General features: G+C 68.5%; 20 protein-coding genes. 1 reads left to right on the plus strand and 19 read right to left on the minus strand.

The annotated features are described in order from the left end of the window. Positions 1-6 precede the first annotated feature (6 nt). The 11 genes from mraY to dksA all read right to left on the minus strand — a co-directional run bounded on the left by mraY (position 7) and on the right by dksA (position 12697). The gene (mraY, locus tag ACAM57_RS27185) at positions 7-1185 is read right to left on the minus strand and encodes a phospho-N-acetylmuramoyl-pentapeptide-transferase (protein ID WP_093299737.1); all 1179 of its coding nucleotides are present in this window, start codon (positions 1183-1185) and stop codon (positions 7-9) included. 15 nt (positions 1186-1200) lie between these two features. Beyond that, on the minus strand, positions 1201-2649 hold the full coding sequence (gene murF / locus ACAM57_RS27190) for a UDP-N-acetylmuramoyl-tripeptide--D-alanyl-D-alanine ligase (RefSeq protein WP_369659596.1): 1449 nt from the start codon (positions 2647-2649) through the stop codon (positions 1201-1203). Continuing rightward, positions 2646-4214: a UDP-N-acetylmuramoyl-L-alanyl-D-glutamate--2,6-diaminopimelate ligase gene (locus ACAM57_RS27195; protein WP_369659597.1), complete on the minus strand. Its 1569-nt coding sequence runs from the start codon at positions 4212-4214 to the stop codon at positions 2646-2648. The genes murF and ACAM57_RS27195 overlap by 4 nt, the downstream gene beginning before the upstream one ends. Before the next feature lie 2 nt (positions 4215-4216). Then, positions 4217-5971, minus strand: coding sequence for a penicillin-binding protein 2 (locus tag ACAM57_RS27200; RefSeq protein WP_126021416.1), 1755 nt, complete (start codon positions 5969-5971; stop codon positions 4217-4219). Continuing rightward, positions 5968-6342: a cell division protein FtsL gene (gene ftsL, locus ACAM57_RS27205; protein ID WP_369659598.1), complete on the minus strand. Its 375-nt coding sequence runs from the start codon at positions 6340-6342 to the stop codon at positions 5968-5970. Before ftsL ends, ACAM57_RS27200 begins: the two co-directional genes overlap by 4 nt. Before the next feature lie 94 nt (positions 6343-6436). Next, a complete protein-coding gene (rsmH, locus tag ACAM57_RS27210) occupies positions 6437-7360 on the minus strand; it encodes a 16S rRNA (cytosine(1402)-N(4))-methyltransferase RsmH (RefSeq protein WP_369659599.1) in 924 nt (307 codons plus the stop codon). Positions 7361-7368: 8 nt separating this feature from the next. Then, entirely contained in the window at positions 7369-7797 is a 429-nt protein-coding gene (gene mraZ / locus ACAM57_RS27215; RefSeq protein WP_081270207.1) for a division/cell wall cluster transcriptional repressor MraZ, read from the minus strand. A gap of 272 nt (positions 7798-8069) precedes the next feature. Beyond that, positions 8070-9398: an ATP-dependent protease ATPase subunit HslU gene (gene hslU / locus ACAM57_RS27220; RefSeq protein ID WP_126021419.1), complete on the minus strand. Its 1329-nt coding sequence runs from the start codon at positions 9396-9398 to the stop codon at positions 8070-8072. Positions 9399-9400: 2 nt separating this feature from the next. Further along, a complete protein-coding gene (hslV, locus tag ACAM57_RS27225) occupies positions 9401-9946 on the minus strand; it encodes an ATP-dependent protease subunit HslV (RefSeq protein WP_019656748.1) in 546 nt (181 codons plus the stop codon). Between the two features lie 56 nt (positions 9947-10002). Continuing rightward, entirely contained in the window at positions 10003-11685 is a 1683-nt protein-coding gene (locus ACAM57_RS27230) for an STAS domain-containing protein (protein ID WP_126021420.1), read from the minus strand. Between the two features lie 49 nt (positions 11686-11734). Next, a complete protein-coding gene (dksA, locus tag ACAM57_RS27235) occupies positions 11735-12697 on the minus strand; it encodes an RNA polymerase-binding protein DksA (protein WP_240650570.1) in 963 nt (320 codons plus the stop codon). Positions 12698-13102: 405 nt separating this feature from the next. Between dksA and ACAM57_RS27240 the strand changes: the two genes are divergently transcribed. Then, complete coding sequence (locus tag ACAM57_RS27240) at positions 13103-14611, plus strand: YdgA family protein (protein ID WP_369659600.1); 1509 nt, start codon at positions 13103-13105, stop codon at positions 14609-14611. 88 nt (positions 14612-14699) lie between these two features. Here the strand turns inward: ACAM57_RS27240 and ACAM57_RS27245 are convergent, their stop codons facing one another. From ACAM57_RS27245 to ACAM57_RS27280, 8 genes are all read right to left on the minus strand, one after another. After that, the gene (locus ACAM57_RS27245; RefSeq protein ID WP_126021422.1) at positions 14700-15752 is read right to left on the minus strand and encodes a GTP-binding protein; all 1053 of its coding nucleotides are present in this window, start codon (positions 15750-15752) and stop codon (positions 14700-14702) included. Between the two features lie 109 nt (positions 15753-15861). Further along, positions 15862-17097 carry a class I SAM-dependent rRNA methyltransferase gene (locus tag ACAM57_RS27250; protein WP_369659601.1) on the minus strand — a complete coding sequence of 412 codons (1236 nt, stop codon included), beginning with the start codon at positions 17095-17097 and terminating at the stop codon, positions 15862-15864. A 13-nt stretch (positions 17098-17110) separates the two neighbouring features. Continuing rightward, on the minus strand, positions 17111-18109 hold the full coding sequence (locus tag ACAM57_RS27255) for a tyrosine recombinase XerC (protein WP_369659602.1): 999 nt from the start codon (positions 18107-18109) through the stop codon (positions 17111-17113). Continuing rightward, positions 18093-18728 carry a YdcF family protein gene (locus tag ACAM57_RS27260; RefSeq protein ID WP_184634713.1) on the minus strand — a complete coding sequence of 212 codons (636 nt, stop codon included), beginning with the start codon at positions 18726-18728 and terminating at the stop codon, positions 18093-18095. Before ACAM57_RS27260 ends, ACAM57_RS27255 begins: the two co-directional genes overlap by 17 nt. After that, positions 18725-19429 carry a DUF484 family protein gene (locus ACAM57_RS27265; protein WP_184634711.1) on the minus strand — a complete coding sequence of 235 codons (705 nt, stop codon included), beginning with the start codon at positions 19427-19429 and terminating at the stop codon, positions 18725-18727. The genes ACAM57_RS27260 and ACAM57_RS27265 overlap by 4 nt, the downstream gene beginning before the upstream one ends. After that, a complete protein-coding gene (gene dapF, locus ACAM57_RS27270) occupies positions 19426-20301 on the minus strand; it encodes a diaminopimelate epimerase (protein ID WP_369659603.1) in 876 nt (291 codons plus the stop codon). Before dapF ends, ACAM57_RS27265 begins: the two co-directional genes overlap by 4 nt. A gap of 72 nt (positions 20302-20373) precedes the next feature. Then, the gene (locus tag ACAM57_RS27275) at positions 20374-21975 is read right to left on the minus strand and encodes an MFS transporter (RefSeq protein WP_369659604.1); all 1602 of its coding nucleotides are present in this window, start codon (positions 21973-21975) and stop codon (positions 20374-20376) included. Continuing rightward, positions 21968-22366, minus strand: coding sequence for a DoxX family protein (locus ACAM57_RS27280; protein WP_126021431.1), 399 nt, complete (start codon positions 22364-22366; stop codon positions 21968-21970). Before ACAM57_RS27280 ends, ACAM57_RS27275 begins: the two co-directional genes overlap by 8 nt. Positions 22367-22371 lie beyond the last annotated feature (5 nt).

Raw genomic sequence — 22371 nt, forward strand, 5'->3', positions numbered from 1 at the left:
TCTCTCTCAGCGCAGCTTCAGCGTCGAAAGGCCCACGAGGCACAGCAGCATCGTGATGATCCAGAAGCGCACGACGACCTGCGTCTCGCGCCAGCCGCTCTTCTCGAAGTGGTGGTGCAGCGGCGCCATCTTGAGCACGCGGCGGCCTTCGCCGAAGCGCTTCTTCGTGTACTTGAAGTAGGTGACTTGCGCCATCACCGAGATCGCCTCGACCACGAAGATGCCGCCCATGATGAAGAACACGATCTCCTGGCGCACGATGACCGCGATGGTGCCCAGCGCGCCGCCCAGCGCCAGCGCGCCCACGTCGCCCATGAACACCTGCGCCGGGTGCGTGTTGAACCACAGGAACGCGAGCCCCGCGCCGGCCATGGCCGAGCAGAACACCAGCAGCTCGCCCGAACCGGGAATGTTGGGGAAGAGCAGGTACTTGGAATACACCGCGCTGCCCGTGACGTAGGCGAAAACGCCCAGCGCCGAGCCCACCATCACCACCGGCATGATCGCCAGGCCGTCCAGGCCATCGGTCAGGTTCACGGCATTGCTCGCGCCCACGATCACCAGGTAGGTGAGGATCACGAAGCCGATGCCGCCCAGCGGATAGCTCACTTCCTTGAAGAAGGGCACCAGCAGGTTGATCTTGGGCGGGAAGTCGAGGTCGAAGCCCGACTGCACCCATGCGAAGAACAGCTGCACCACGCGCCAGTTGGAGCTTTCCGAGATGCTGAAGAGCAGATAGAAGGCCGCGATCAGCCCCACCACCGACTGCCAGAAATACTTCTCGCGCGAACGCATGCCCTCCGGGTCCTTGCGCACCACCTTGCGCCAGTCGTCCACCCAGCCGATGGCGCCGAAGCCCATGGTGACCCACAACACGATCCACACGAACCTGTTGGAGATGTCGAACCACAGCAGCGTGGCGAAGGCGATGGCGAACAGCACCAGCACGCCGCCCATGGTGGGCGTGCCGCTCTTGGTGAGGTGCGTTTCCATGCCGTAGCCGCGCACCGGCTGGCCGATCTTGAGCGCCGTGAGGCGGCGGATCACGTAGGGCCCGGCCACCAGGCCGACCACGAGCGCCGTCAGCGCGGCCATCAGCGCGCGGAAGGTGAGGTACTGGAAGATGCGCAGGAACCCGAACTCGGGCGACAGCGTCTGCAGCCATTGAGCGAGGGTCAGCAGCATGTGGTTTCGCGCGGCTCATGCGTCATGACCGGCCTCCTTTTGTTGTTGTGGTTGTTGTAGTTGTGCCTGCGCCTCGACGACCTGCACCACGCGCTCCATCTTCATGAAGCGCGATCCTTTCACGAGCACGCTGCCGACCTGCGGCAGGCGTGCGAGCACGGCCGCGCTCAGCGCGTCGAACTCCTTGAAATGGTGTCCGTCGGCACCGGCGAAGGCCGCGACGGTGTGCGACGTCGCGTCGCCCAGCGTGTAGACGGACTCGATGCCGCGCTCGCGGGCATGCTCGCCGACCTCGGCGTGGAACTCGGGCGAGCGGTCGCCCACCTCGCCCATGTCGCCCAGCACGAGCAAGCGCGGGCCCGGAAGGGCGGCGAGCACGTCGATGGCGGCGATCACCGAATCGGGGTTGGCGTTGTAGCTGTCGTCGACCAGCGTGATCGCATGGCCACCGGGCAGCGCGACTTCGCTGGCGCGCGAGCGGCCCTTGACCGGCTCGAAGGCCGAGAGGCCGGCGCCGATGATTTCCAGCGACACACCCGCCGCGAGCGCGCAGGCCGTGGCGGCGAGCGCGTTGACGACGTTGTGCCGGCCCGCGATGTGCAGCCGCGCGTCGAAGGCGCCCACCGGCGTGCGGATGCTCACGGCCCAGGCGCCCTGCTTCCATTCGGCGTGCTGCAGCGAGATGTCGGCATCCTCGTGCTCGCCGAAGGTCAGGCAGCGGCGCGAACCGCCGTCGTGCGCCATGTCGGTCCACAGCGAGGTGAACTCGTCGCCGTAGGGAAAGACGGCCGTGCCGTCTTCCGGAAGCACGGCGAACACGGCGGCGTTCTCGATGGCCACCGCCTCGACGGTGGCCATGAATTCCTGGTGTTCGCGCTGCGCGTTGTTGACCAGCGCGATGGTCGGGCGCGAGATGGCCGCCAGCCGCGCGATCTCGCCTGGGTGGTTCATGCCCAGCTCGAGCACCGCGCGCTGGTGCTGCGCGCGCAGGCGCAGCAGCGTGAGCGGCACGCCGATCTCGTTGTTGAAGTTGCCGGCCGTGGCGAGCGAGCGCTCGGCCCGGAAGGCGAAGAGCACGGCCGCGATCATCTGCGTGACCGTGGTCTTGCCGTTGCTGCCCGTCACCGCGATCAGCGGCAGGTCGAACTGCGCGCGCCAGCCCGCTCCGAGCGCGCCCAGCCCGACCAGCGAGTCGGGCACCTCGAGGCCGGCGAGACCCGCGGCCTCCAGCCCGTGGTGCGCGATGGCGGCCACGGCGCCCTGCTTCTTCGCATCGGCCAGGAAATCGTTGGCGTCGAAGCGCTCGCCCTTGAGCGCGACGAACAGGTCGCCGGGCGCGAGCGTGCGCGTGTCGGTGTGCACGCGGGCGATGACGATGGAGCCGTCGCCCACGAGGCGAGCACCCGGAATCCATTGCTGGATCCGGGCCAGGGTGATGTCCAGGGGTGTCGTGATGCCGCTCATGCCGAGGCACCCCTCTTCGCCAGCGCCTGCAGCGCATGGGCCTTGTCCGAGAACTCGATGCGCTGGCCGGCGATTTCCTGCCAGGCCTCGTGGCCCTTGCCGGCGATCAGCACCACATCTTGCGACGCAGCCTGCGCGATGGCGTCGGCGATGGCTGCCGCCCGGTCGGGCTGCACCTGCGCCGCGTCGGGGCGCGAGAAGCCGCGCAGCACCTGGCTGATGATCGCGTCGGGCTTTTCGCTGCGGGGGTTGTCGCTGGTGACGATCACGCGGTCGGCCTGGCGCTCGGCGACGGCGGCCATCATCGGGCGCTTGATCGGGTCGCGGTCGCCGCCGCAGCCGAACAGGCACCACAGTGCGCCGCCGCGCTGCTTTGCGAGCGGGCGCAGGCCGATCAGCGCCTTGTCGAGCGCATCGGGCGTGTGGGCGTAGTCGACCACGGCCAGCGGGGCGCCTTCGCCGGTGCCGGCGCGGTCCATGCGTCCGGGCACGCTGGTGAGGTTGGCGCATGCGGCCACGGCCTGGGCGAGCGTGAGGCCCAGCGCGCGCAGCGTGCCGAGCACGCCCAGCAAGTTGGACACGTTGTACTGGCCGATGAGCCCCGTCGACAGGCGCTCCACGGCAGCCGTGCCGTGCTCGGCCACCGAGAACTGCAGGCCCTGCGCGTCGTAGCCGATGTCGCGCGCCATGAGGCGGGCCGGCTTGCCGGCGGCCGAGACGGTCCAGACGTCGAGCGCACCGATGCCGGCGTCGATCAGGTTCGCGCACAGGCTGGCGCCGTGCGTGTCGTCGATGTTGATCACCGCGGCGCGCAGGCCGGGCCAGCGGAACAGCTCGGCCTTGGCCTGCCAGTAGGCGTCCATGCTGCCGTGGTAGTCGAGGTGGTCCTGCGTGAAGTTGGTGAACACGGCCACGGCGATCTGCGCGCCGTCGAGGCGGCGCTCGGCGATGCCGATGGACGAGGCCTCGATGGCGCAGGCGCCGAAGCCGTTCGTGACCAGCGCGCGCAGCTCGCGCTGCATCATCACCGGGTCGGGCGTGGTCAGGCCGGTGTAGGTCAGCTCGGGCGGCACGCCGATGCCCAGCGTGCCCATCACGGCGCAGGGCGACGGCGCGTCGCGCTGCATGGTGCCGTCGGGCTTCATCACTCGCACTCCGCCCGCCGCGCGCAGCGTGGAGAGCGACTCGGCCAGCCACCATGCGGTGGAGGTCTTGCCGTTGGTGCCCGTCACGGCCAGCACTTCGAGCAGGGCCGAGGGGTTGTCGTAGAAGGCCGAGGCGATCGGGCCGGTGGCGGCCTTCAGGCCGGGGTAGCTCACGATGCGCTCGCGGTATTCGTCCTGGTCGAAGCCGAAGGGCTCGACGCCCTCGTGCTCCACCAGGCAGACGGCGGCGCCCTGCGCCAGCGCGGCCGCCACGTGCTTGCGGCCGTCGGTGGCGGCGCCCGGCCAGGCGATGAAGACGTCGCCCGCGCCCACGGCGCGGCTGTCGGCGTGCAGCGCGGCGTTCGGCGCGCGCTCCTTCAGCCATGCGGCGACCAGTTGGGGGGAAGTGAAGGTCAGCATGTTCAGAAGCTCTCGTCGACGCCCTGCGTCATCACAAGCGGTTTGACCGCCAGGTCGGGCGGTACGTTCATCATGCGCAGCGTCTGCTGCACGACCTCGCTGAACACGGGAGCGGCCGCGAGGCCGCCGAAATACTGGCCGTCGCTCGGCTCGTCGATCATCACCGCGACGATGATGCGCGGCTTCTCGATGGGCGCCATGCCGGTGAACCATGCGCGGTACTTGTTGCTGGCGTAGCCCTTGCCGACCTGCTTGTGGGCCGTGCCCGACTTGCCGCCGACCGAATAGCCCACCGTCTGCGCGCGCGTGCCCGTGCCGCCGGGGCCGGCAGCCATCTGCAGCATCTTGCGAACCGCCAGTGCGTTGGACGGCGAGAACACCCGCACGCCGGCCGGCGGCTCGGAGTTCTTCAGAATGGTCACCGGAATGAGCGAGCCGTCGTGTGCGAACGCGGTGTACGAATGCGCCATCTGGAACAGCGACGCCGACAGGCCGTAGCCATAGGCCATGGTGGCCTGCTCGACCGGCTTCCAGGTCTTCCAGGGCCGCAGCCGGCCGGTGACGGCGCCGGGGAACTGGATCTGCGGCTTCTGGCCGTAGCCCAGCGCCGTGTAGGTGTCCCACATCTCGTGCGGGGTCATCTTCTGGGCGATCTTGAGCGCACCGACGTTGCTCGACTTCTGGATCACGCCCTCGACTGTCAGCGTGCCGTAGTTGTGCGTGTCGCTGATGGTGAAGCCGCCGATCTGGTAGCGGCCGGGGCCGGTTTCGATCAAGGTCGAGGGCTTCACGCGGCCGGCTTCCAGCGCCATGCCCACGGTGATCGGCTTCATGGTCGAGCCGGGCTCGAAGGTGTCGGTGATCGCGCGGTTGCGCAGCTGCTCGCCGGTGAGGTTCTGGCGCTTGTCGGGCACGTAGCTCGGGTAGTTGGCCAGCGCCAGCACCTCGCCGGTGACGGAATCGAGCACCACCACGCTGCCGGCCTTGGCCTTGCGCGCGGTCACGGCGTCGCGCAGCTTCTGGTAGGCGAAGAACTGCACCTTGCTGTCGACGCTGAGCTGGATGTCCTTGCCGTCCAGCGGCGGCACGGTCTCGCCCACGCCCTCGACCACGCGGCCCAGGCGGTCCTTGATGACGCGGCGCGACCCGGCCTTGCCGGCCAGGTCCTTGTTGAAGGCCAGCTCGATGCCTTCCTGGCCGTTGTCTTCCACGTTGGTGAAGCCCACCACGTGCGCGGCGGCCTCGCCCTCGGGGTACTGGCGCTTGTATTCCTTGCGCTGGTAGATGCCCTTGAGGTTCATCGCGGCGATCTGCTTGGCGATGGGCTCGTCGACCTGGCGCTTGATCCAGACGAAGGTCTTGTCCTCGTCTTCCAGCTTCTTGTCGAAGTCCTTCTGCGGCATCTCCAGCAGCTTGGCCACCTGCTTGAGCTTGGCGCGCACCTCGGGGTCGTCGCGCTCGATGTCCTCCGGGATGGCCCAGATGCTGGGCGCGACCACGCTCGATGCGAGGATGAGCCCGTTGCGGTCGAGGATGCGGCCGCGGTTGGCCGGCAGCTCCAGCGTGCGCGCGAAGCGCACCTCGCCCTGCCGCTGGAAGAAGCTGTTGCCGATGACCTGCACGTAGGCAGCCCGGCCGGCCAGCACCAGGAAGCCGAAGGCGATGCCGGCGACGATGAGCTTGCTGCGCCACACCGGCGTCTTGCTCGCAAGCAGGGGGCTGGTGGTGTAGCGGACGCTGCGGTTGCCCCGGGTCATCGCGCGGCCCTCGCTGCGGTTGCGGCCGGCCTGGCCGCAGGTTTGGCGGCCGGCTTGCCTGTGGTGGGGGGCGTCGGCGCCACCGGTGCGACGGCGGGAATCACGGAGCCGTCAGGGCGCACGTACTGCGTGATCGCCGGGGAGGTGGTGCGCATCTGCAGCTGCTCCTTGGCGAGCTTCTCCACGCGCAGCGGCGTGGCCTGCGCGCGCTTCTCGACCTGCAGGCGGTCGCGCTCGGTCTCGAGGCGGCGGGCATCCTGCTGCACGCGGTCGAGCTCGGTATAGAGCTGGCGCGACAGATACTGGGTGTGCACAAGGTACAAAGCCGTCGCAATGACGGCCATCAGCAGGAGAAGGTTGATCCGGGCCATGGCTAGTGAACCTCCCCCAGGCTGCACCACTGCGTGGCTCCGCCAACTCCCTCGCGAGCGAGGGGGCGAGCGCCTTCGGACAGCCGGGCGGCGCTCATGCGGCCTCCGTGCGTTCTGCCACGCGAAGAATGGCACTGCGCGCCCGCGGGTTCCCGCTCACCTCGGCCTCCGAGGGCTTGATGCGCTCCAGCGCGCGCAGCTTCATGACCTTGGGCGCGGCAAACGGCGCGCGGCGGTCGTAGACCTCCTTGGAGTGCTTCGCTATGAACTGCTTGACGATGCGGTCTTCCAGCGAGTGGAAGCTGATGACCGCCAGCCGCCCCCCGGGCTTCAGGATGGACAGGCTGGCTTCTAGCGCCTGTTGCAGCTCTTCAAGCTCGGCGTTGATGAAAATCCGAAAAGCCTGAAATGTGCGCGTTGCAGGGTTCTGGCCCGGCTCGCGGGTTTTGACCGTGCCAGCCACGAGCTCGGCCAGTTCGGTGGTGGTTGAAACTGGGCCCCGTTCTTGTCGGCGAGCAACAATCGCCTTTGCAATCTGAACAGCAAACCGTTCTTCGCCATAGTCACGGATCACCTCTGCAATCTGCTGTAGTTCGGCCGTTGCCAGCCACTCGGCCACGCTCTCGCCGCGCGTGGTGTCCATGCGCATGTCGAGCGGGCCATCGAAACGGAAACTGAAACCGCGCACCGGGTTGTCGATCTGCGGCGAGCTCACGCCCAGGTCCATGAGCAGGCCGGCGACGCTCGCGTCGGGTAGCTCGCCGATCGAGCGGAATCCCTGGTGGCGGATGGAAAAACGCGCATCCGAGATGCGCGCTGCTTCGGCCACTGCTTCCGCATCCTTGTCGAATGCGATGAGCCTGCCCTCCGGCGCCAGCCGCGCGAGGATCGCGCGCGCGTGCCCTCCTCTTCCGAAGGTGGCGTCCACGTAGGTGCCGGCAGCTGCGGCGCTGCCGGATAGAAGAGCTTCCACCGCCTCGCCGAGCAAGACGGTCGTGTGGGTCCAGGGCGTGTTCACGGGGCCCCTCAGAACGCGAAGTCCTGGAATACGTCCGGCATCTCGCCCTGGGTAGCCTCGGCCTCCTTGGCCTCGTAGGTGGCCTTGTCCCAGAGTTCGAAGTGGTTGCCCATGCCCAGCAGCAGCGTCTCGCGCGTGATGCCGGTCGCCGCGCGCAGCTCGGGCGACACGAGGATGCGGCCGGTGCCGTCCATCTCGACGTCCATGGCGTTGCCCAGGAAGACGCGCTTCCACCACTGCGCCGACATCGGCAGCGCGGCGATGCGCTCGCGGAATTTTTCCCATTCGGGACGGGGGAACACCATCAGGCATCCGTGCGGATGCTTGGTGATCGTGAGCTGGCCGCCTGCCGTCGCGCTCAGGACGTCACGATGCCGGGTCGGCACGGAGAGCCGCCCCTTGGCATCCAGACTGAGCGATGAAGCGCCTTGAAACACGACCACGAAACCCCTGTGTTGGGAGTGCTGCGGCACCCGAAAGGGGCACTACCCGCACTTTTTCCCACTTAACTGCACTTTTTTGCACTGTAGCAGGAAACACTTCGGAAGCAACTGGCCGTTTGGGCTATTTTTTGTAATGGAATCAACGACTTAGCGCCGATTCCAAATCCTTGGAATCGGCGAATTTCGTTGAAAATGAAGTACTTAGCTCACGCAGTGAAAGTGATGCGTGAAGGATTCCCCCGTTACAGGGGGAGAGGGAAGCGGCTTCAGAGGATGAAGCGCGAAAGGTCTTCGTCGTGACTTAGTGCCGCAAGGCGCTGGTCGACATAGGCGGCATCGATGCGGATCGATTGCCCTTCGAGGCGGGTCGCGTCGAAGCTTACCTCATCCAGCAGGCGCTCCATCACGGTCGACAGACGGCGCGCGCCGATGTTCTCCGTGCGCTCGTTCACCTCGAAGGCGATGGTGGCCAGCCGGTTCACGCCCTCGGGCGTGAATTCGAGCGTCACGCCCTCGGTGGCGAGCAGCGCCTGGTACTGCTTCACCAGCGAGGCGCGCGTCTGCGTGAGGATGCTCTCGAAGTCCGCCACCGAGAGCGACTGCAGCTCCACGCGGATCGGAAAGCGCCCCTGCAGCTCGGGAATGAGGTCGCTGGGCTTGCTCAGGTGGAAGGCGCCGCTCGCGATGAACAGCATGTGGTCGGTGCGCACCACGCCGTACTTGGTGCTGACGGCCGTGCCCTCCACCAGCGGCAGCAGGTCGCGCTGCACGCCCTGGCGCGACACGTCGGAGCCCTGGGCTTCGCTGCGGGTGGCGACCTTGTCGATCTCGTCGATGAAGACGATGCCGTTCTGCTCTGCGTTGGCGATCGCCTGCGTGCGGATCTCGTCCTCGTTGACCAGCTTGGCGGCCTCCTCGTCGGTGAGCAGGCGCAGCGCCTCGGCGATCTTGAGCTTGCGCATCTTGCGCTTGCCGCCGCCGATCTGGCCGAACATGCCGCGCAGCTGCTCGGTCATTTCCTCCATGCCGGCCGGGCCCATGATCTCCAGCGGCGCGCGGGTTTCGGCGAGGTCGAGTTCGATCTCCTTGTCGTCGAGCTGGTGCTCGCGCAGCTTCTTGCGGAAGGCCTGCCGGGTGGCGTTGCTGGTGTCGGTCGCGGTGGAGGTGCCGTCGGCGCTGCGCGCTTGCGGCAGCAGCACGTCGAGGATGCGCTCTTCGGCTGCGTCCTCGGCGCGCGCGCGAACCTTCACGCTCTCCGCCTCGCGCGTCTGCTTGACGGCGATCTCGGCGAGGTCGCGGATGATCGAATCGACGTCCTTGCCCACGTAGCCCACCTCGGTGAACTTGGTGGCCTCGACCTTGATGAAGGGCGCGTCGGCCAGTCGCGCGAGGCGGCGGGCGATCTCGGTCTTGCCCACGCCCGTGGGGCCGATCATGAGGATGTTCTTCGGCGTGATCTCGTGGCGCAGCTTGTCGTCGACCTGCTGGCGGCGCCAGCGGTTGCGCAGGGCGATGGCCACGGCGCGCTTGGCTGCCGGCTGGCCGACGATGTGGTTGTCGAGCTCGGAGACGATCTCCTGGGGGGTCATGGACATGGTCAGAGCGCTTCCACCGTATGGTTCATGTTCGTGTAAATGCAGATTTCTCCGGCGATCGCCAGCGATTTGCGCACGATCTGCTCGGCCGAAAGCTCGGTGTTCTCGATCAGCGCCTTGGCCGCCGACTGGGCGTACGCGCCGCCCGAGCCGATGGCGATAACGCCGTCCTCGGGCTCCAGCACGTCGCCATTGCCGGTGATGATGAGGGAGGTGGTGGCGTCGGCCACCGCGAGCATGGCTTCGAGCTTGCGCAGCACGCGGTCGGTGCGCCAGTCCTTGGTGAGCTCGACCGCGGCGCGGGTCAGGTGCCCCTGATGCTTCTCGAGCTTGGCCTCGAAACGCTCGAAGAGCGTGAAGGCGTCCGCCGTGGCGCCCGCGAAGCCGGCAAGCACCTTGCCGTGATACAGCCGGCGCACCTTGCGCGCCGAGCCCTTGATGACGATGTTGCCGAGAGTGACCTGCCCGTCCCCGCCGATGGCGACCTGGTCGCCCTGGGGGGTCTTGCGGCGCACGCTCACGATGGTGGTGCCGTGAAACTGTTCCATCGCAGCCATCTGGGGGTGCGCGGCGGCAATGCAACCGCCGCAAGGCGGTGCGGGTTTCAGTTTTTCCTAACGGCCACCGTGGCGTGATCGGCGATGCCTACCAGATTGAACAGCGCGGCAACCAGCCGGTGCACGTCGACGAACTGCACGCGCTCGCCGTTGGCGTCGCGCGTGCGCACCCAGCTCAGCAGCGTGCCTGCGGCGGCGAGGTCCATGCGCAGCAGCGCCGCGCACGAGATGACCGGCGCCGTGGTGTGGCGCAGGTCGTGGTCCAGCCGCTGCCAGTTCGACAGCGACTCGCCCCGCAGGTCGCCCGCCAGCGCGGCAAAACCGCTGTCGGTGGAAGGAAAACTCTCCGAATCGCCGCCGACCGACAGCAGCGACCACACCGAGCTGGGCCGGCTGGCAGGCGGCGCGGCCAGCGTGGTGCACTCGCCCTTCGGGTCTGCCCAGGCGGGCGGCGACACCTCGTAGGTGATGCAGTAGTTGAGCGCCACCAGCTCGAAGTCATCGGGCAGGTGCATCATGCGCAGCGCCGCGAGGTGCAGTTGCCACCAGACGTCGTCGGTGCCGCGCTCGTTGTTGGGCGCGGCCTCGGACAGCACGGCCAGCAGCTGCGACGAGCCCATGAAACGCAGTTGCACCGGCGAATCGGCCCAGTGGGTGAAGAGCACGCGCAGCGGCGCGGCGGCCTCGGGTTCGATGGCATGCAGGCCACGCCAGTCAAGCGTCCACACCGAGCCCGCCTTCGACAGCGCGCGGGTGAGGTCCATGAGGCCTTCGCGCGCGAGGCGCGTGGGGCAGGTCCAGTCGGCGGGAGCGCCGCTTTCGGCGATGCCGGCAGCCTCTTCGCTCGCCGTGACGGCCTTGACGCTGCGCGCCAGCTCTTCCAGCGAGACCCAGTCGGGTCCCATGCGCCGCATGCGCTGCGCATAGCGCATGCGGGCGGCAGCGAACTTGGCGGCGTCGCCGGTCGCGCGGTACAGGTCGAAGAGAGCCCGCCAGCGGTTGTCGTCGCGCTCGGAGGCTGCGTCGGTCGCGCTTTCGACCGGCGACACGCTGTCGGGGGGCGAAGCCAGCGCCTGCAGCAGGATCGCTTCGGCGCCGGTGTCGTCGCCGTGGGCGAAACGGATTACCGCTTCCTCGAGCGCGCCGTCGTGCGCCAGGCGCGACGACAGCAGCGGCACGCTGGCCGCGACGGCCGGCGCTGCGCCGGCCTCGCCGGCGACCTGTGCCGCCTCCACCGCCAGGGACGGCGGAGCCGGCTCCGACAGCAGTTCGTCGGTGTCCACCGGCGGCAGGGTCTCGGCGCCGGCTTCGGGCGGCGGATTGACCAGCACCTCGCCGTTCGGCCCGCGCCCCTTCCACCACTGCTGCGACATCTGCTGCTCGATCTCGTCGATCTTCTTGAGCGTGAGCGCGCGGCCCTCCGATCTCTCGGAGGAACTGTTGACGTTGAACGAAGACGGCGTGACCGTCGCCTCGAAGGCGTGCGCCGCGGCCTCGCGCTGGCGCAGCTTGCGCAGCATGTCGAACTCGCGCCGGCGAACGAAATCGTTGCGCTGGCGCCGCTCGATCATCTCCTTGAGCATCTCCCGGCTGTAGGTCTGCGCGGGCAGCGAGGAATCGGAGGCCGAACTGGCGGAGGAAGGCGCGTCCAGCTCCGACCAATCCTTCAGGGGATTGCGGACAAACTTGGCCACCTTTGAAAGAAGGCGGCCCGAATCTTCCTTTGGCATTCGGCGGAGGCTATCGAAGACGCTGGCTTTTATCTACCTTGTGCTGGCTTCAGTCCCCGAACATCTTCTGCTTGAGTTCGCGGCGCTGCTGCGCCTCGAGCGAAAGCGTCGCGGTCGGGCGGGCCAGCAGGCGGCCGACGCCGATGGGCTCGCCGGTCTCGTCGCAGTAGCCATAGTCGCCGGCGTCGATGCGCTGGATCGACTGCTCGATCTTCTTGAGCAGCTTGCGCTCACGGTCGCGGGTGCGCAGCTCGAGGGCATGTTCTTCCTCGATGGTGGCGCGGTCGGCCGGGTCGGGCACGACTACCGTGTCTTCACGCAGGTGCTCGGTGGTCTCGCCGGCGTTCTCGAGGATGCCGCGCTTGAGTTCTTCGAGCTTCAGGCGGAAGAACGCCATCTGCTTCTCGTTCATGTACTCGTCGTCGGGCATGGCGATGACTTCGGCATCGCTCAGTTCCGCGGGCGACTTGGTTTTCCAGTTGTTGGCCAGTTTCGGGTCTTTCTTGATGGCGAGGGGCGGCGGAGGCACCAGCGCGTTGGAATGGCTTTGGGAGAAGGTGGACTTGGCGGCCGTCGACGCCACCGATTGCGGCATCGAGGGGACGGTCAGTTGCGACAGCCGGGACACGCGGCCACCACGCGCGGCGGGAGCGGGCGTGGCTGTTTGAGCGGGCATCGAGGGTGTCGCCGGGGCGGAAGTGGAGGCGGCAGCCGTTTTTTTCATGGGGATCGGGGGGACAGAGGAAACAGCCGCAGGACGGCCGACGGGTTTGGATGACGATGAGCCGGCGTCCGCGGTCTTCGTGGCGGCAGTTGCAGGCTTGGCGGACTTCTTGGTCGCAGCGCTCGCGGCCTTGGCCGGTGGTGCTGCGGGCTTCTTGGACGGTGCGCTCTTCTCCTTGGTCGCGGGACCGGAAACCTTCCTGGCCGCGGGTACAGCCTGCTTCGCAGCCGGCGCCTTCTTGGCGGCGGGCTTGGTTGCTGGCGTGGCCTTGGCGGCGGGTTTCTTCACGGTGACTGGCTCCTTTGACGAACTGGAACGCGCTTTCACTGGGTGTCTCCTCCCATGGGAGCCTCCTGCAGCCTCCAGGCCGCGCAGGCTCCCGTTGTCGGGGTGCCCGCCAAGTGGCGAACCCCGGGGTTATACCCCCGAAAGCCCGCCAGAAACGTACGGCGCCCCGTGCCGGAAGTCACATCTTGTCCTTGGGAGCAGGACGTGGCTTGCGAAACAGGCGCGCGATTGTATAGAGAACTCGAAGCCGCGGGACATGTTCCGGCGCGTCGTCCGACTCCGTTAGCATCGCCCGGCGCCGCCGGAGGGGGCGGCGCGCGGGCCCCGGCCCTTGTCCATATGGCGCAGGGGGCCTATCCGATCATTCCGATCAATCGCAAGACAGACACAAGAAAGCAACAAGCCTTGAACAAGAAAGCAGTTTTGGGAGTCCTGGCCGCGGCCATCGCCGCCGCCTACGGCGGCAGCACCTGGTGGGCCGGGTCGCAGATCAAGTCGCGCTACGACACCGCGCTGGACGAGCTGCCCAAGCAGACCGCGCTGGTGCGCGTGACCGAGCGCAAGTACGAACGCGGCTTCCTGGGCGCCGTCAGCACCGTCACGCTGGAAATCGGCTGCGCGGCCGACGCGGCCGCGCCGGCCGCCAGCCAGCCCACCGCTGGCCAGGACGAAGAGGAAAAGGAAGACGGCGAGGAAGACGATACCCCCGCCATCAAGCCGCCGAAGCAGCTGCGCCTGACCATCCGCGACACCATCCACCACGGCCCGCTGGCCGGCGGCACGCTGGCGGCCGCCGTCATCGACAGCGAACTGGTGCTCGACGACAAGGCGCAGGCCGAGGCGAAGAAATTCTTCGGAGAGGCCAAGCCCGTGTCGGCCCGCACCAAGGTCGGCTTCGATGGCGGCTTCACGAGCGACCTGACGGTCGCGCCCGTCAAGCTGGCCGAGGACGGCAAGGGCCGCCTCGACTGGCAGGGCCTGCAGGCCCGCGTGCAGGTGAACGCCGCACGCACCCAGGCGCACTACGACCTGAGCATGCCCGGCCTGGACTTCAACGAATTGCGCCGCGGCGTGACCATGAAGATGGGCAAGCTCACCGCCAAGGCCGACATGGACAGCAGCGCCGGCTGGTTCCTGGCCACCGGCAAGACCGAGGGCCGGCTCGACACGCTGGAGTTCGCCGTCAGGAAGAAAGCGGCAGAGGACGGCTCGGAGCCGCCGAAGGCGCTGCCGGCAGTCGTGCTGCAGAACATCGACCTCGTGGGCGACGCGACCATGAAGGACGGCCTCTACGCCTCCACCGGCACCCTCAAGGGCACCGGCAAGATCGGCGAGACGAAGATCGACAAGTTCGAGCTGACCAGCGGCGCCCGCCGCATCCACGGCGCCGGCTACAGGAAGCTGGCCGATGCCTGGATGCAGTCCAGCGCCGCCAGCGGCTGCGGCAAGGGCGGCAGCAAGGCGTCCCAGGCGGCCATGCAGGCGCTGGCCGAGCAGCTCACGCCCGACCTCAAGGCCATGGCCAAGTACGCGCCCGAGGCCGGCATCGACAAGCTCGTGGTCGAAATCGACGGCAAGCGCGCCGAACTCGGCTACTCGGCCGGCATGGCCGGCGTGACCGACGAAGACCTGCAACTGCCGGGCACGGCGCTGATGATGAAGCGCGGCGTGCTCAAGGCCCACGCGCGGCTGCCCATGAAGTGGCTGGAGAAGCTGGCCGAGACTGGTGCCGAGAGCGGCCAGACGCCGCCGCCCGAAATGGTGGCCGGCCTGGTCGAACAGGGCGAGCAGAGCGGCTTCGTGAAGCGCGACGGTGACGACGTCACCACCCAGGTCGAGTTCAGCGAGGGCAACCTGAAGGTCAACGGCCAGCCGCTGGGCGGAGCGCCCGGCATGAACGGCTCAGGCAAGTAAGCCGCCCTGCCCCAACGGAAAACGGCGCTGGCCTCGCGGGCCAGCGCCGTTTTTGTTTGCTTCAGGAAGCCTTCGGCGGCTCTTCAGGTCAGACCAGGCATTGCTCCAGGCCCTGTTCCAGGATCTCGCGCGGCAGCTCGATGCCGATGAACACCATGCGGCTCTGGCGCGCCTCGTCCTTGCCCCATTCCGGGCCCAGGTCGCTGCCCATCAGCTGGTGCACGCCCTGGAAGATCACCTTGCGCTCGGTGCCCTTCATGTTCAGCACGCCCTTGTAGCGCAGCATGCGCGGGCCGTAGATGTTGACGATCGCGCCCAGGAAGTCTTCCAGCTTGGCCGGATCGAACGGACGATCGGCCTTGTAGACGAAGCTCTTGACGTCGTCGTCCACGTGGTGATGGTGGCCATGGCCTTCATGCTTGTGCGAGGGATGGTCGCAGTGCTCGCCATGCGCGTGGTCATGGTCGTGATGGTCGTGGTCGTCTTCCTTGAGGAAGTCGGGGTCGATGTCGAGCTTGGCGTTCAGGTTGAAGCCGCGCAGGTCGAAGATGTCCTTGAGCGGCACCTCGCCGAAATGCGCCTTCTGCTGCGGCGCGCGCGGATTCATGTGCTTCAGGCGGTGGATCAGCGCGTCGGTCTCCTCGGCGGAGACCAGGTCGCTCTTGCTGATGAAGATCTGGTCGGCGAAGCCCACCTGCCGGCGCGCTTCCTGGCGGTCGTTGAGCTGCTGCGGCGCGTGCTTGGCGTCGACCAGCGTGAGGATCGAGTCGAGCAGGTAGCTCTCCGCGATCTCGTCGTCCATGAAGAAGGTCTGGGCCACGGGGCCGGGGTCGGCCAGGCCGGTGGTCTCGATCACCACGCGGTCGAAGTCGAGCAGGCCCTGGCGCTTCTTGGCGGCCAGCAGCTGCAGCGCCTCGCGCAGGTCTTCGCGGATGGTGCAGCACACGCAGCCGTTGCTCATCTGCACGATCTGCTCCTTCGACTCGGTCACGAGGATGTCGCTGTCGATGTTCTCCTCGCCGAACTCGTTCTCGATGACCGCGATCTTCTGGCCATGGGCCTCGGTCAGGATGCGTTTGAGCAGCGTGGTCTTGCCCGAGCCGAGAAAGCCGGTGAGGATGGTCGCTGGAATGAGGGCCATGGGGAAAGTGCTCCGGATGCGGAAAACGGGAAATGGGGGCCGTGGAAGGCGCGGCCCGGCAGTTTAGCCAATGCCACTGAGTTGCGTTGGCGGCAGGGTCAAGCCTGCTTCAGGCGGGCTTCCTGACCACCACCAGCCCCTTCAGGTACTCGCCTTCAGGGAATTCGATGGTCATCGGGTGGTCCGGCGCCGCGCCCAGCCGCTCGGCGATGTAGCCGTCCACGCCCGCGTCGAGCCCCGCCGAGGCCACGATCTTGTGGAACAGGTCGGCGCTGATGCCGCCCGAGCACGAGAAGGTCAGCAGCACCCCGCCCGGCTCCAGGATCTTGAGCGCCAGCCGGTTGATGTCCTTGTAGGCACGCGAGGCCCGCTCGGCATGCGCCACCGTGGGCGCGAACTTGGGCGGATCGAGCACGATGGCGTCGAAGGTGCGGCCCTGGTCGATGAACTCGCGCAGCACGGTGTTGACGTTGGCGTCGAGGAACTCGGCCTCGATGCCCTGCCCTCCGGCGGCATCGAAGCCGTTGAGCGCCAGATGGCCCCGCGCGCGCTCCAGCGCCGGCAGCGAGGAATCGACCGACACCAGCTGCGCGCCCTCGAGCGCGCCCGCGGCCTTGAGCCCCGCCAGCGCCGCGACGGTGAACCCGCCCGTGTAGCAGAAGCAGTTCAGCACGCGCCTGAATCGACGGTGCTGCGCCAGCTCGGCAAAACGCTGGCGGCTGTCGCGCTGGTCGAGGTAGAAGCCGGTCTTGTGGCCGGTGGCGATGTCCAGGGAGAGCTTCCAGCCGTGCTCGCGAATGACGATCTCGGTCGGCCTCTCGGTTGGCCCTTCGCCGCGCAGCCAGCCCGTGACCGGCTTCAGCCCCTCGCGCTCGCGGCCGCTGGCGTCGGAGCGTTCGTAGAGCTTCGAAAGGCCCGTGGCCTTCAGCAGCGCATCGGCCAGCACGCCCTTCCAGCGCTCCACGCCGGCCGAAAGGAACTGCGCCACCAGCGTGTCGCCGTAGCGGTCGACGATCAGCCCCGGCAGGCCGTCGGCCTCGCCATGCACCAGCCGCACGCCGTCGCTCTGCAGATCGAACAGGCCCCGCGCGGCCACGGCTCGTGCGCACAGCGAGGCGAGGAAGGCGGCGTCGATGCGCTGCGTCTCGGTGAAGCTCCAGGCCCGCGCGCGGATCTTGGAAGCGGGGCTGAACGCAGCCCACGCGAGAAAAGCGCCGTCGTGCGACTCGACGCGCACCGTCTCGCCGGAATCGGCGCCGCCGCGCGCGATGGCGGATTCGAACACCCAGGGATGACGACGCTGCAGCGAGCGCTCCTTGCCGGGTTTGAGGCGAAGGGTTTTCATTTTTTCCGTTTGCTTACTTGTTGTTCTCGGGCTTGGCCTTCGCCCGCGGATGCGCCGCGTCGTACACCTTGGCCAGGTGCTGGAAATCCAGCCGCGTGTAGACCTGCGTGGTCGCGATGTTGGCGTGGCCCAGCAGCTCCTGCACCGCGCGCAGGTCGCTGCTGGACTGCAGCACGTGGCTCGCGAAGGAGTGGCGCAGCATGTGCGGATGCACCGGCGCCGCGAGGCCGGCCTTGAGGCTGCGCTCGCGCAGCAGCTTCCACACCGCCTGCGACGACATCCGCATGCCCTTGGCGCTGATGAAGAGCGCGGCCGCCGCCTGCGGATCGCGCAGCCGGGCCGTGGTCAGCCCGGGGCAATCGCCGCGCACCGCGAGCCAGTCGCGCAGCGCCTCGGCCGCCTTGCTGCCCATGGGCACGATGCGGCGCTTGCTGCCCTTGCCGAGCACGCTGGCCTCCATCGCGTCCAGGTCGACCCAGCCGCGCGCCGTGCCGCTGGCCTGCGCATCGAGCCCCGTGAGCTCGCTCACGCGCAGGCCGCAGCCATAGAGCACTTCGACGATGGCGCCGTCGCGCGCCTCGGTCCATGGGTCGGCCTCGGGGTCGTACAGCTCGGCGAGCCGCACCGCGTCGTCCACGCCCAGCGCCTTGGGCAGCGGCCGGCCGGCCTTGGGCGCGTGCACGTCCTGCACCGGGTTGAAGCCGATCAGCCCCTCATGCCCCAGCCAGCGATAGAAGCTGCGCCAGCACGACAGCACCAGCGCGATGCCGCGCGGCTCGCGCCCGGCGCTGTGCAGCTGCGCCATCCAGCGGCGGATGTGGGCGGTCTGCACCCGGTCCAGCGGCAGCTTGGCCTCGGCGGCGTGCTCGCGCAGGGACTGCAGGTGGAAGGCGTAGAGCTCGACCGTGCGCGCCGCGAGCTGGCGTTCGACGCGCACGTGCTCCAGGTATCTCTCGATCCAGTCCGTGGGAGTTGGCGGAACGGATGCGACCGGCTCAGAAGAGGTAGCCATGGGCGGCATTGTTGATGATGGCCGCCGGCTCGCGCAACGCGCCCTTGGAGAAGGGCCCGAGCGCCTGCCAGCAGGAAGTGGGCGCCGCGGCGTACTGCACGTCGAAGCTTCTGTCGAAGCCGCTCATGTTCACGAGACGCTCGACGCGCCACAGATGAAAGGGCTCCGACACGATGACCACGCTGCGCACCCCCGCCGCCAGCAGCAGCGGGCGCGACAGCGACAGGTTCAGCCGCGTGGAGGTCGATGCGGGCTCCAGCACCATCGGCCCGGTGAAACCCGAGGCGATCGCATGTTCGCCCATCGTGATGGCCTCGATGCGGCTGTCCTCGGAATCCACGCCGCCCGAGAAAGCCAGTTGCCTGACCAGCCCGGCCTTCGCCAGCGCCAGGGCCGTGTCGACCCGGCCGGTCAGGCACGGGTGCGGCTTGCCGTCGAGGTACGCCCGGCTGCCGAGCACCAGCGCTGCATCGGCCTGCCGCCGGGGCGGATTCGCGAGCAAGTCCTCGGAATGCCGCCAGATGAATGCACCGATGGCCGCGTACACGAGGGCCATAGCCGCCAGCCCACCGGCCAGCACGACCTGCCAGGGCCGCCGCAACCAGCGCGGACGTTTCAAGGACGCAGCCGCGAGAGCGCGCCCGAGGCCAGCTCAGCGATGCGCTCCAGGAAGTCGGTGCCCATCTCGGCGTTGAAGCGCTGCGCGTCGGGCGAGGCCAGCACCAGCAGGCCGAAGGCCGGCGACTCGGGGCCGGGGCGCAGCGGAATCAGCGCGATCGACATCGCGGCCTGCGGCTCGGGCAGCCAGCTGGAGGCCTCGAAGCCCGAATTGAGCCCGCAGTAGGGCGAGGTCAGCGAGGTGGCCAGCGCCTTCACGTCGTCGCTCACCCACTGGGCGTAGGCCTCGTTGAGGTATTCGCTGCCGCAATCCCACACCTTGATGGCCGTCTGCGGCACCAGGAAGAGCGACTGCAGGTCGACCGCGATGCGGTACGGCAGGCTGCGCGGGTCGCGCGTGGTCAGCAGGCCCGTGGTCCAGCGCTGCAGGCGGTCGGCGATCACGACGTTCTCGGTGCCGTGGCGCATCATGTCCATCAGGCGATGCTCCAGCGCCTTGATCTTCTCGCGCAGCATCTCGGCCTGGCGCTCCTGCAGGCTCACGGCGCGGTTGCCGTGCGGGCTGGTGAGCTGCACCTGCGCCAGCAGCTGGGCATGGCGCTCGAAGAAGTCGGGCGTGTTCGCCAGGTAGTTGGCGATGTCGTCTTCGGTGATCGGGTTCATGGCGTTGGCGTCGTTGTTGTTGCTCGTGAAGTGGGTCATGGCAGCTCCGGCACCTCGATGTCTCCCTCGAAGACCGTGACGGCTGGTCCGGTCATCAGCACCGGCTGGCCCTCCCCCTGCCACTCGATCGTGAGAACGCCGCCGTGGGTCTGCACGTCCACGCGGCGATCCAGCAGCCCGAGGCGGATGCCCGCCACCACCGCCGCGCAGGCGCCGGTGCCGCAGGCCAGCGTTTCGCCGGCGCCGCGCTCGAACACCCGCAGCCTGATGCTGGATCGGTCGACCACCTGCATGAACCCGGCATTCACCCGTTGCGGAAAGCGCGGGTGGTGCTCGATCTGCGGGCCCTGCTCCGCCACCGGGGCGATGTCGACGTTGTCGACCACCTGCACCGCGTGCGGGTTGCCCATCGAGAGCACGGCTACGGAAACGATAGCGCTGCCGGCGTGGGTGCCCAGGGCCAGATGCCACTTGTGCCACCCGCCCTCGACCTGCGGGTCGAGCCCGGCGGGGTCGAAGGGCACGCGGGCGGGTTCGAAGATGGGGGCGCCCATGTCGACCGTGACGCGGCCGTCGGCGCCCATGCGGGGTTCGATCACGCCGGAGAGGGTCTGAACGCGCACCTGCTTCTTCTCGGTCAGGTGGTGTTCGCTGACGAAGCGCATGAAGCAGCGCGCACCGTTGCCGCACTGCTCCACCTCGCCGCCGTCGGAGTTGTGGATCACGTACTGGAAGTCGATGCCTTCGCCCGGCGAGGGCCGCACGGTGAGGATCTGGTCGGCGCCGACGCCGAAATGGCGGTCGGCCAGAAAGCGGTATTGCGCGGCGCTGAGGCCCAGCGTGCCGCGCGTTTCGTCCAGCACGACGAAATCGTTGCCGGCTCCCTGCATCTTGGTAAAGCGGATTCGCATCCCGGGATTATCGCCACGGGCATCGCCCCTGGCGACCGAGGGCCCAAGCCCCCGCCCCGGCCGCTTCCAGCCCTACAGCGCCAGGAAGTGGTGCACCTCCGGCTTGCCGGGCCCGATGTGGAAGCGCAGCGCCTCGCTCTGCAGGTCCGCGTCGGCATGCGACACGCGGTGATGCTGGCGCAGATGCTCCGCCCAGGACTCGACCAGGAACCACTCCATCACCCGCTCCGGGTCGGCCGTGTGCTCGTGCACGCCCCAGGCATAGGCGCCGTCGCGGCGGCGTTCGAGCGACAGGCGCTTCATCGCCTGCAGGAAGGGCTCGCGGTCCTCCTTGCGGATGCGGTACTCGACCTGGATCATCACCGGCCCGCGGTCGTGCGCCACCGGCTCGGCCAGCAGGGGTTCCGGCCAGTGGTGCGAGGCCTGCAGGTCGGCCTCGCCGGCCGGCAGCCGCACGCGATGGAAGACGAGGCCCGCCACCACCAGCCCGACGGCGCCGGCCACCAGCGTCATCGGCACGCCGATCTGCTGCGCCACCAGGCCCCAGCCAAGGCTGCCGGCGGCCATCGCGCCGTTGAACACCGTCAGGTACACGGCCAGGCCGCGACCGCGCACCCAGTTCGGCAGGATCGACTGGGCCACGCTGTTGAGCGTGGTCAGCGCCACGATCCAGCCCAGGCCCAGCACCAGCAGCAGCGCCACCGCCAGCCACTTGGGCGGCGCGAAGACCAGGGCGCCCATCACCGCGGCGGTGAGCAGCGAGGCCAGCAGCATCATTCCGTCGGCGTCGAGCCGGGCGCGCAGCCGGGGCATCACCAGCGCGCCGCCGATGGCGCCGGCCCCCACCGAGCCGAGCAGCACGCCGTAGAAGCCGGCCGAGCCGCCCAGCATCTGCCGCGCCACCAGCGGCAGCAGCGCCCACACCGAGCTCGCGAACAGGAAGAACACCGCCGCGCGCAGCAGCACCACGTGCAGCTCCTTGCTGGCGCGGGTGTAGCGCAGGCCGGCGCGGAAGGCACCGAGGAAGTTCTCCGACAGCGCCGTGTCTTCCGCCGGCGGGCGCTTCCACCACAGCAGCGCCGCGATCACGAAGACGTAGCTCAGCACGTCCACGCCGTAGGTGGCGGCCGCACCGAAGCTCGCGAGGATGAGCCCGCCCGCCGCCGGCCCGATGGAACGCGCGATGTTGATGCCCAGCGAGTTCAGCGCCACGGCGCCCTTCAGGTCGGAACGCGGCACCAGCTCCGGCACGATCGACTGCCAGGTCGGCCCCATCAGCGCCGCGCCGATGCCGCCCACGAAGGTCAGCGCGATCAGGTATTGCACCGTGAGCGCGCCGGTGTGCGAGAGCACCAGCAGCGTGCCGCTGACCGCGGCGAGCACCAGTTGCACGAAGATCAGGAAGCGTCGCCGGTCGAGGATGTCCGACAGCACCCCCGCTGGAATCGCCAGCAGGAAGACCGGTAGCGTCGCCGCCGTCTGGATCAGCGCCACCGCCGTCGGGCTGGCCGACAGGTCGGTCACCAGCCACGAGCTGGCCACGTCGCGCATGAAGCTGCCGATGTTGCCGAGCACCGTGGCGGCCCACAGCACCGCGAAGACCGGCTGGCGCAGCGGCGCGAAGGCGCCGGATTGCGCCGCGGGCGCTGTCGTGCCTTGCGAGGTTTCAGACATGTGCACGCTCCTTCAGGTCGTGCCAGGCGACGAGCAGGAAGCCGCCGACCAGGCCCAGGTGTTCGAAGAAGGAGTTTGCCGCCATGAAGCGCTCCTGCCCCACCGGCATCTGCCAGAAGCGCAGCGCCACGAAGGTCGCCATCAGCGTGAATCCGCCGAGCGCCAGCGCGCCGAGCCAGCGCAGCCGGCCGGTGAGGATGAGCGCCGAGGCGCCCAGCTCCAGCACGATCACCGCCAGGGCCAGCGGCCCCGCGGGCGACAGGCCGAAGTGGTTCATTTCGGCAAGGGCCGCGTCGAAGTCCATCGCCTTGTTCAGGCCGCCCTGCAGGTAGGCGGCGCACAGCAGCAGCAAGGCGATCCAGCGCAGCAGGGGTGCGGTTGTCCAGCGCATCGTCA

This window comes from Variovorax sp. V15, from assembly GCF_041154425.1.
In the GTDB taxonomy this organism is placed as follows: Bacteria; Pseudomonadota; Gammaproteobacteria; order Burkholderiales; family Burkholderiaceae_C; genus Variovorax; species Variovorax guangxiensis.

Coding starts and splice junctions, on each gene's coding strand:
- mraY (WP_093299737.1), bottom strand. CDS start 1,185: ATGCTGCTGACCCTCGCTCAATGGCTGCAGACGCTGTCGCCCGAGTTC.
- murF (WP_369659596.1), bottom strand. CDS start 2,649: ATGAGCGGCATCACGACACCCCTGGACATCACCCTGGCCCGGATCCAG.
- ACAM57_RS27195 (WP_369659597.1), bottom strand. CDS start 4,214: ATGCTGACCTTCACTTCCCCCCAACTGGTCGCCGCATGGCTGAAGGAG.
- ACAM57_RS27200 (WP_126021416.1), bottom strand. CDS start 5,971: ATGACCCGGGGCAACCGCAGCGTCCGCTACACCACCAGCCCCCTGCTT.
- ftsL (WP_369659598.1), bottom strand. CDS start 6,342: ATGGCCCGGATCAACCTTCTCCTGCTGATGGCCGTCATTGCGACGGCT.
- hslU (WP_126021419.1), bottom strand. CDS start 9,398: ATGTCCATGACCCCCCAGGAGATCGTCTCCGAGCTCGACAACCACATC.
- hslV (WP_019656748.1), bottom strand. CDS start 9,946: ATGGAACAGTTTCACGGCACCACCATCGTGAGCGTGCGCCGCAAGACC.
- ACAM57_RS27230 (WP_126021420.1), bottom strand. CDS start 11,685: ATGCCAAAGGAAGATTCGGGCCGCCTTCTTTCAAAGGTGGCCAAGTTT.
- ACAM57_RS27245 (WP_126021422.1), bottom strand. CDS start 15,752: ATGGCCCTCATTCCAGCGACCATCCTCACCGGCTTTCTCGGCTCGGGC.
- ACAM57_RS27250 (WP_369659601.1), bottom strand. CDS start 17,097: ATGAAAACCCTTCGCCTCAAACCCGGCAAGGAGCGCTCGCTGCAGCGT.
- ACAM57_RS27255 (WP_369659602.1), bottom strand. CDS start 18,109: ATGGCTACCTCTTCTGAGCCGGTCGCATCCGTTCCGCCAACTCCCACG.
- ACAM57_RS27265 (WP_184634711.1), bottom strand. CDS start 19,429: ATGACCCACTTCACGAGCAACAACAACGACGCCAACGCCATGAACCCG.
- dapF (WP_369659603.1), bottom strand. CDS start 20,301: ATGCGAATCCGCTTTACCAAGATGCAGGGAGCCGGCAACGATTTCGTC.
- ACAM57_RS27275 (WP_369659604.1), bottom strand. CDS start 21,975: ATGTCTGAAACCTCGCAAGGCACGACAGCGCCCGCGGCGCAATCCGGC.
- ACAM57_RS27280 (WP_126021431.1), bottom strand. CDS start 22,366: ATGCGCTGGACAACCGCACCCCTGCTGCGCTGGATCGCCTTGCTGCTG.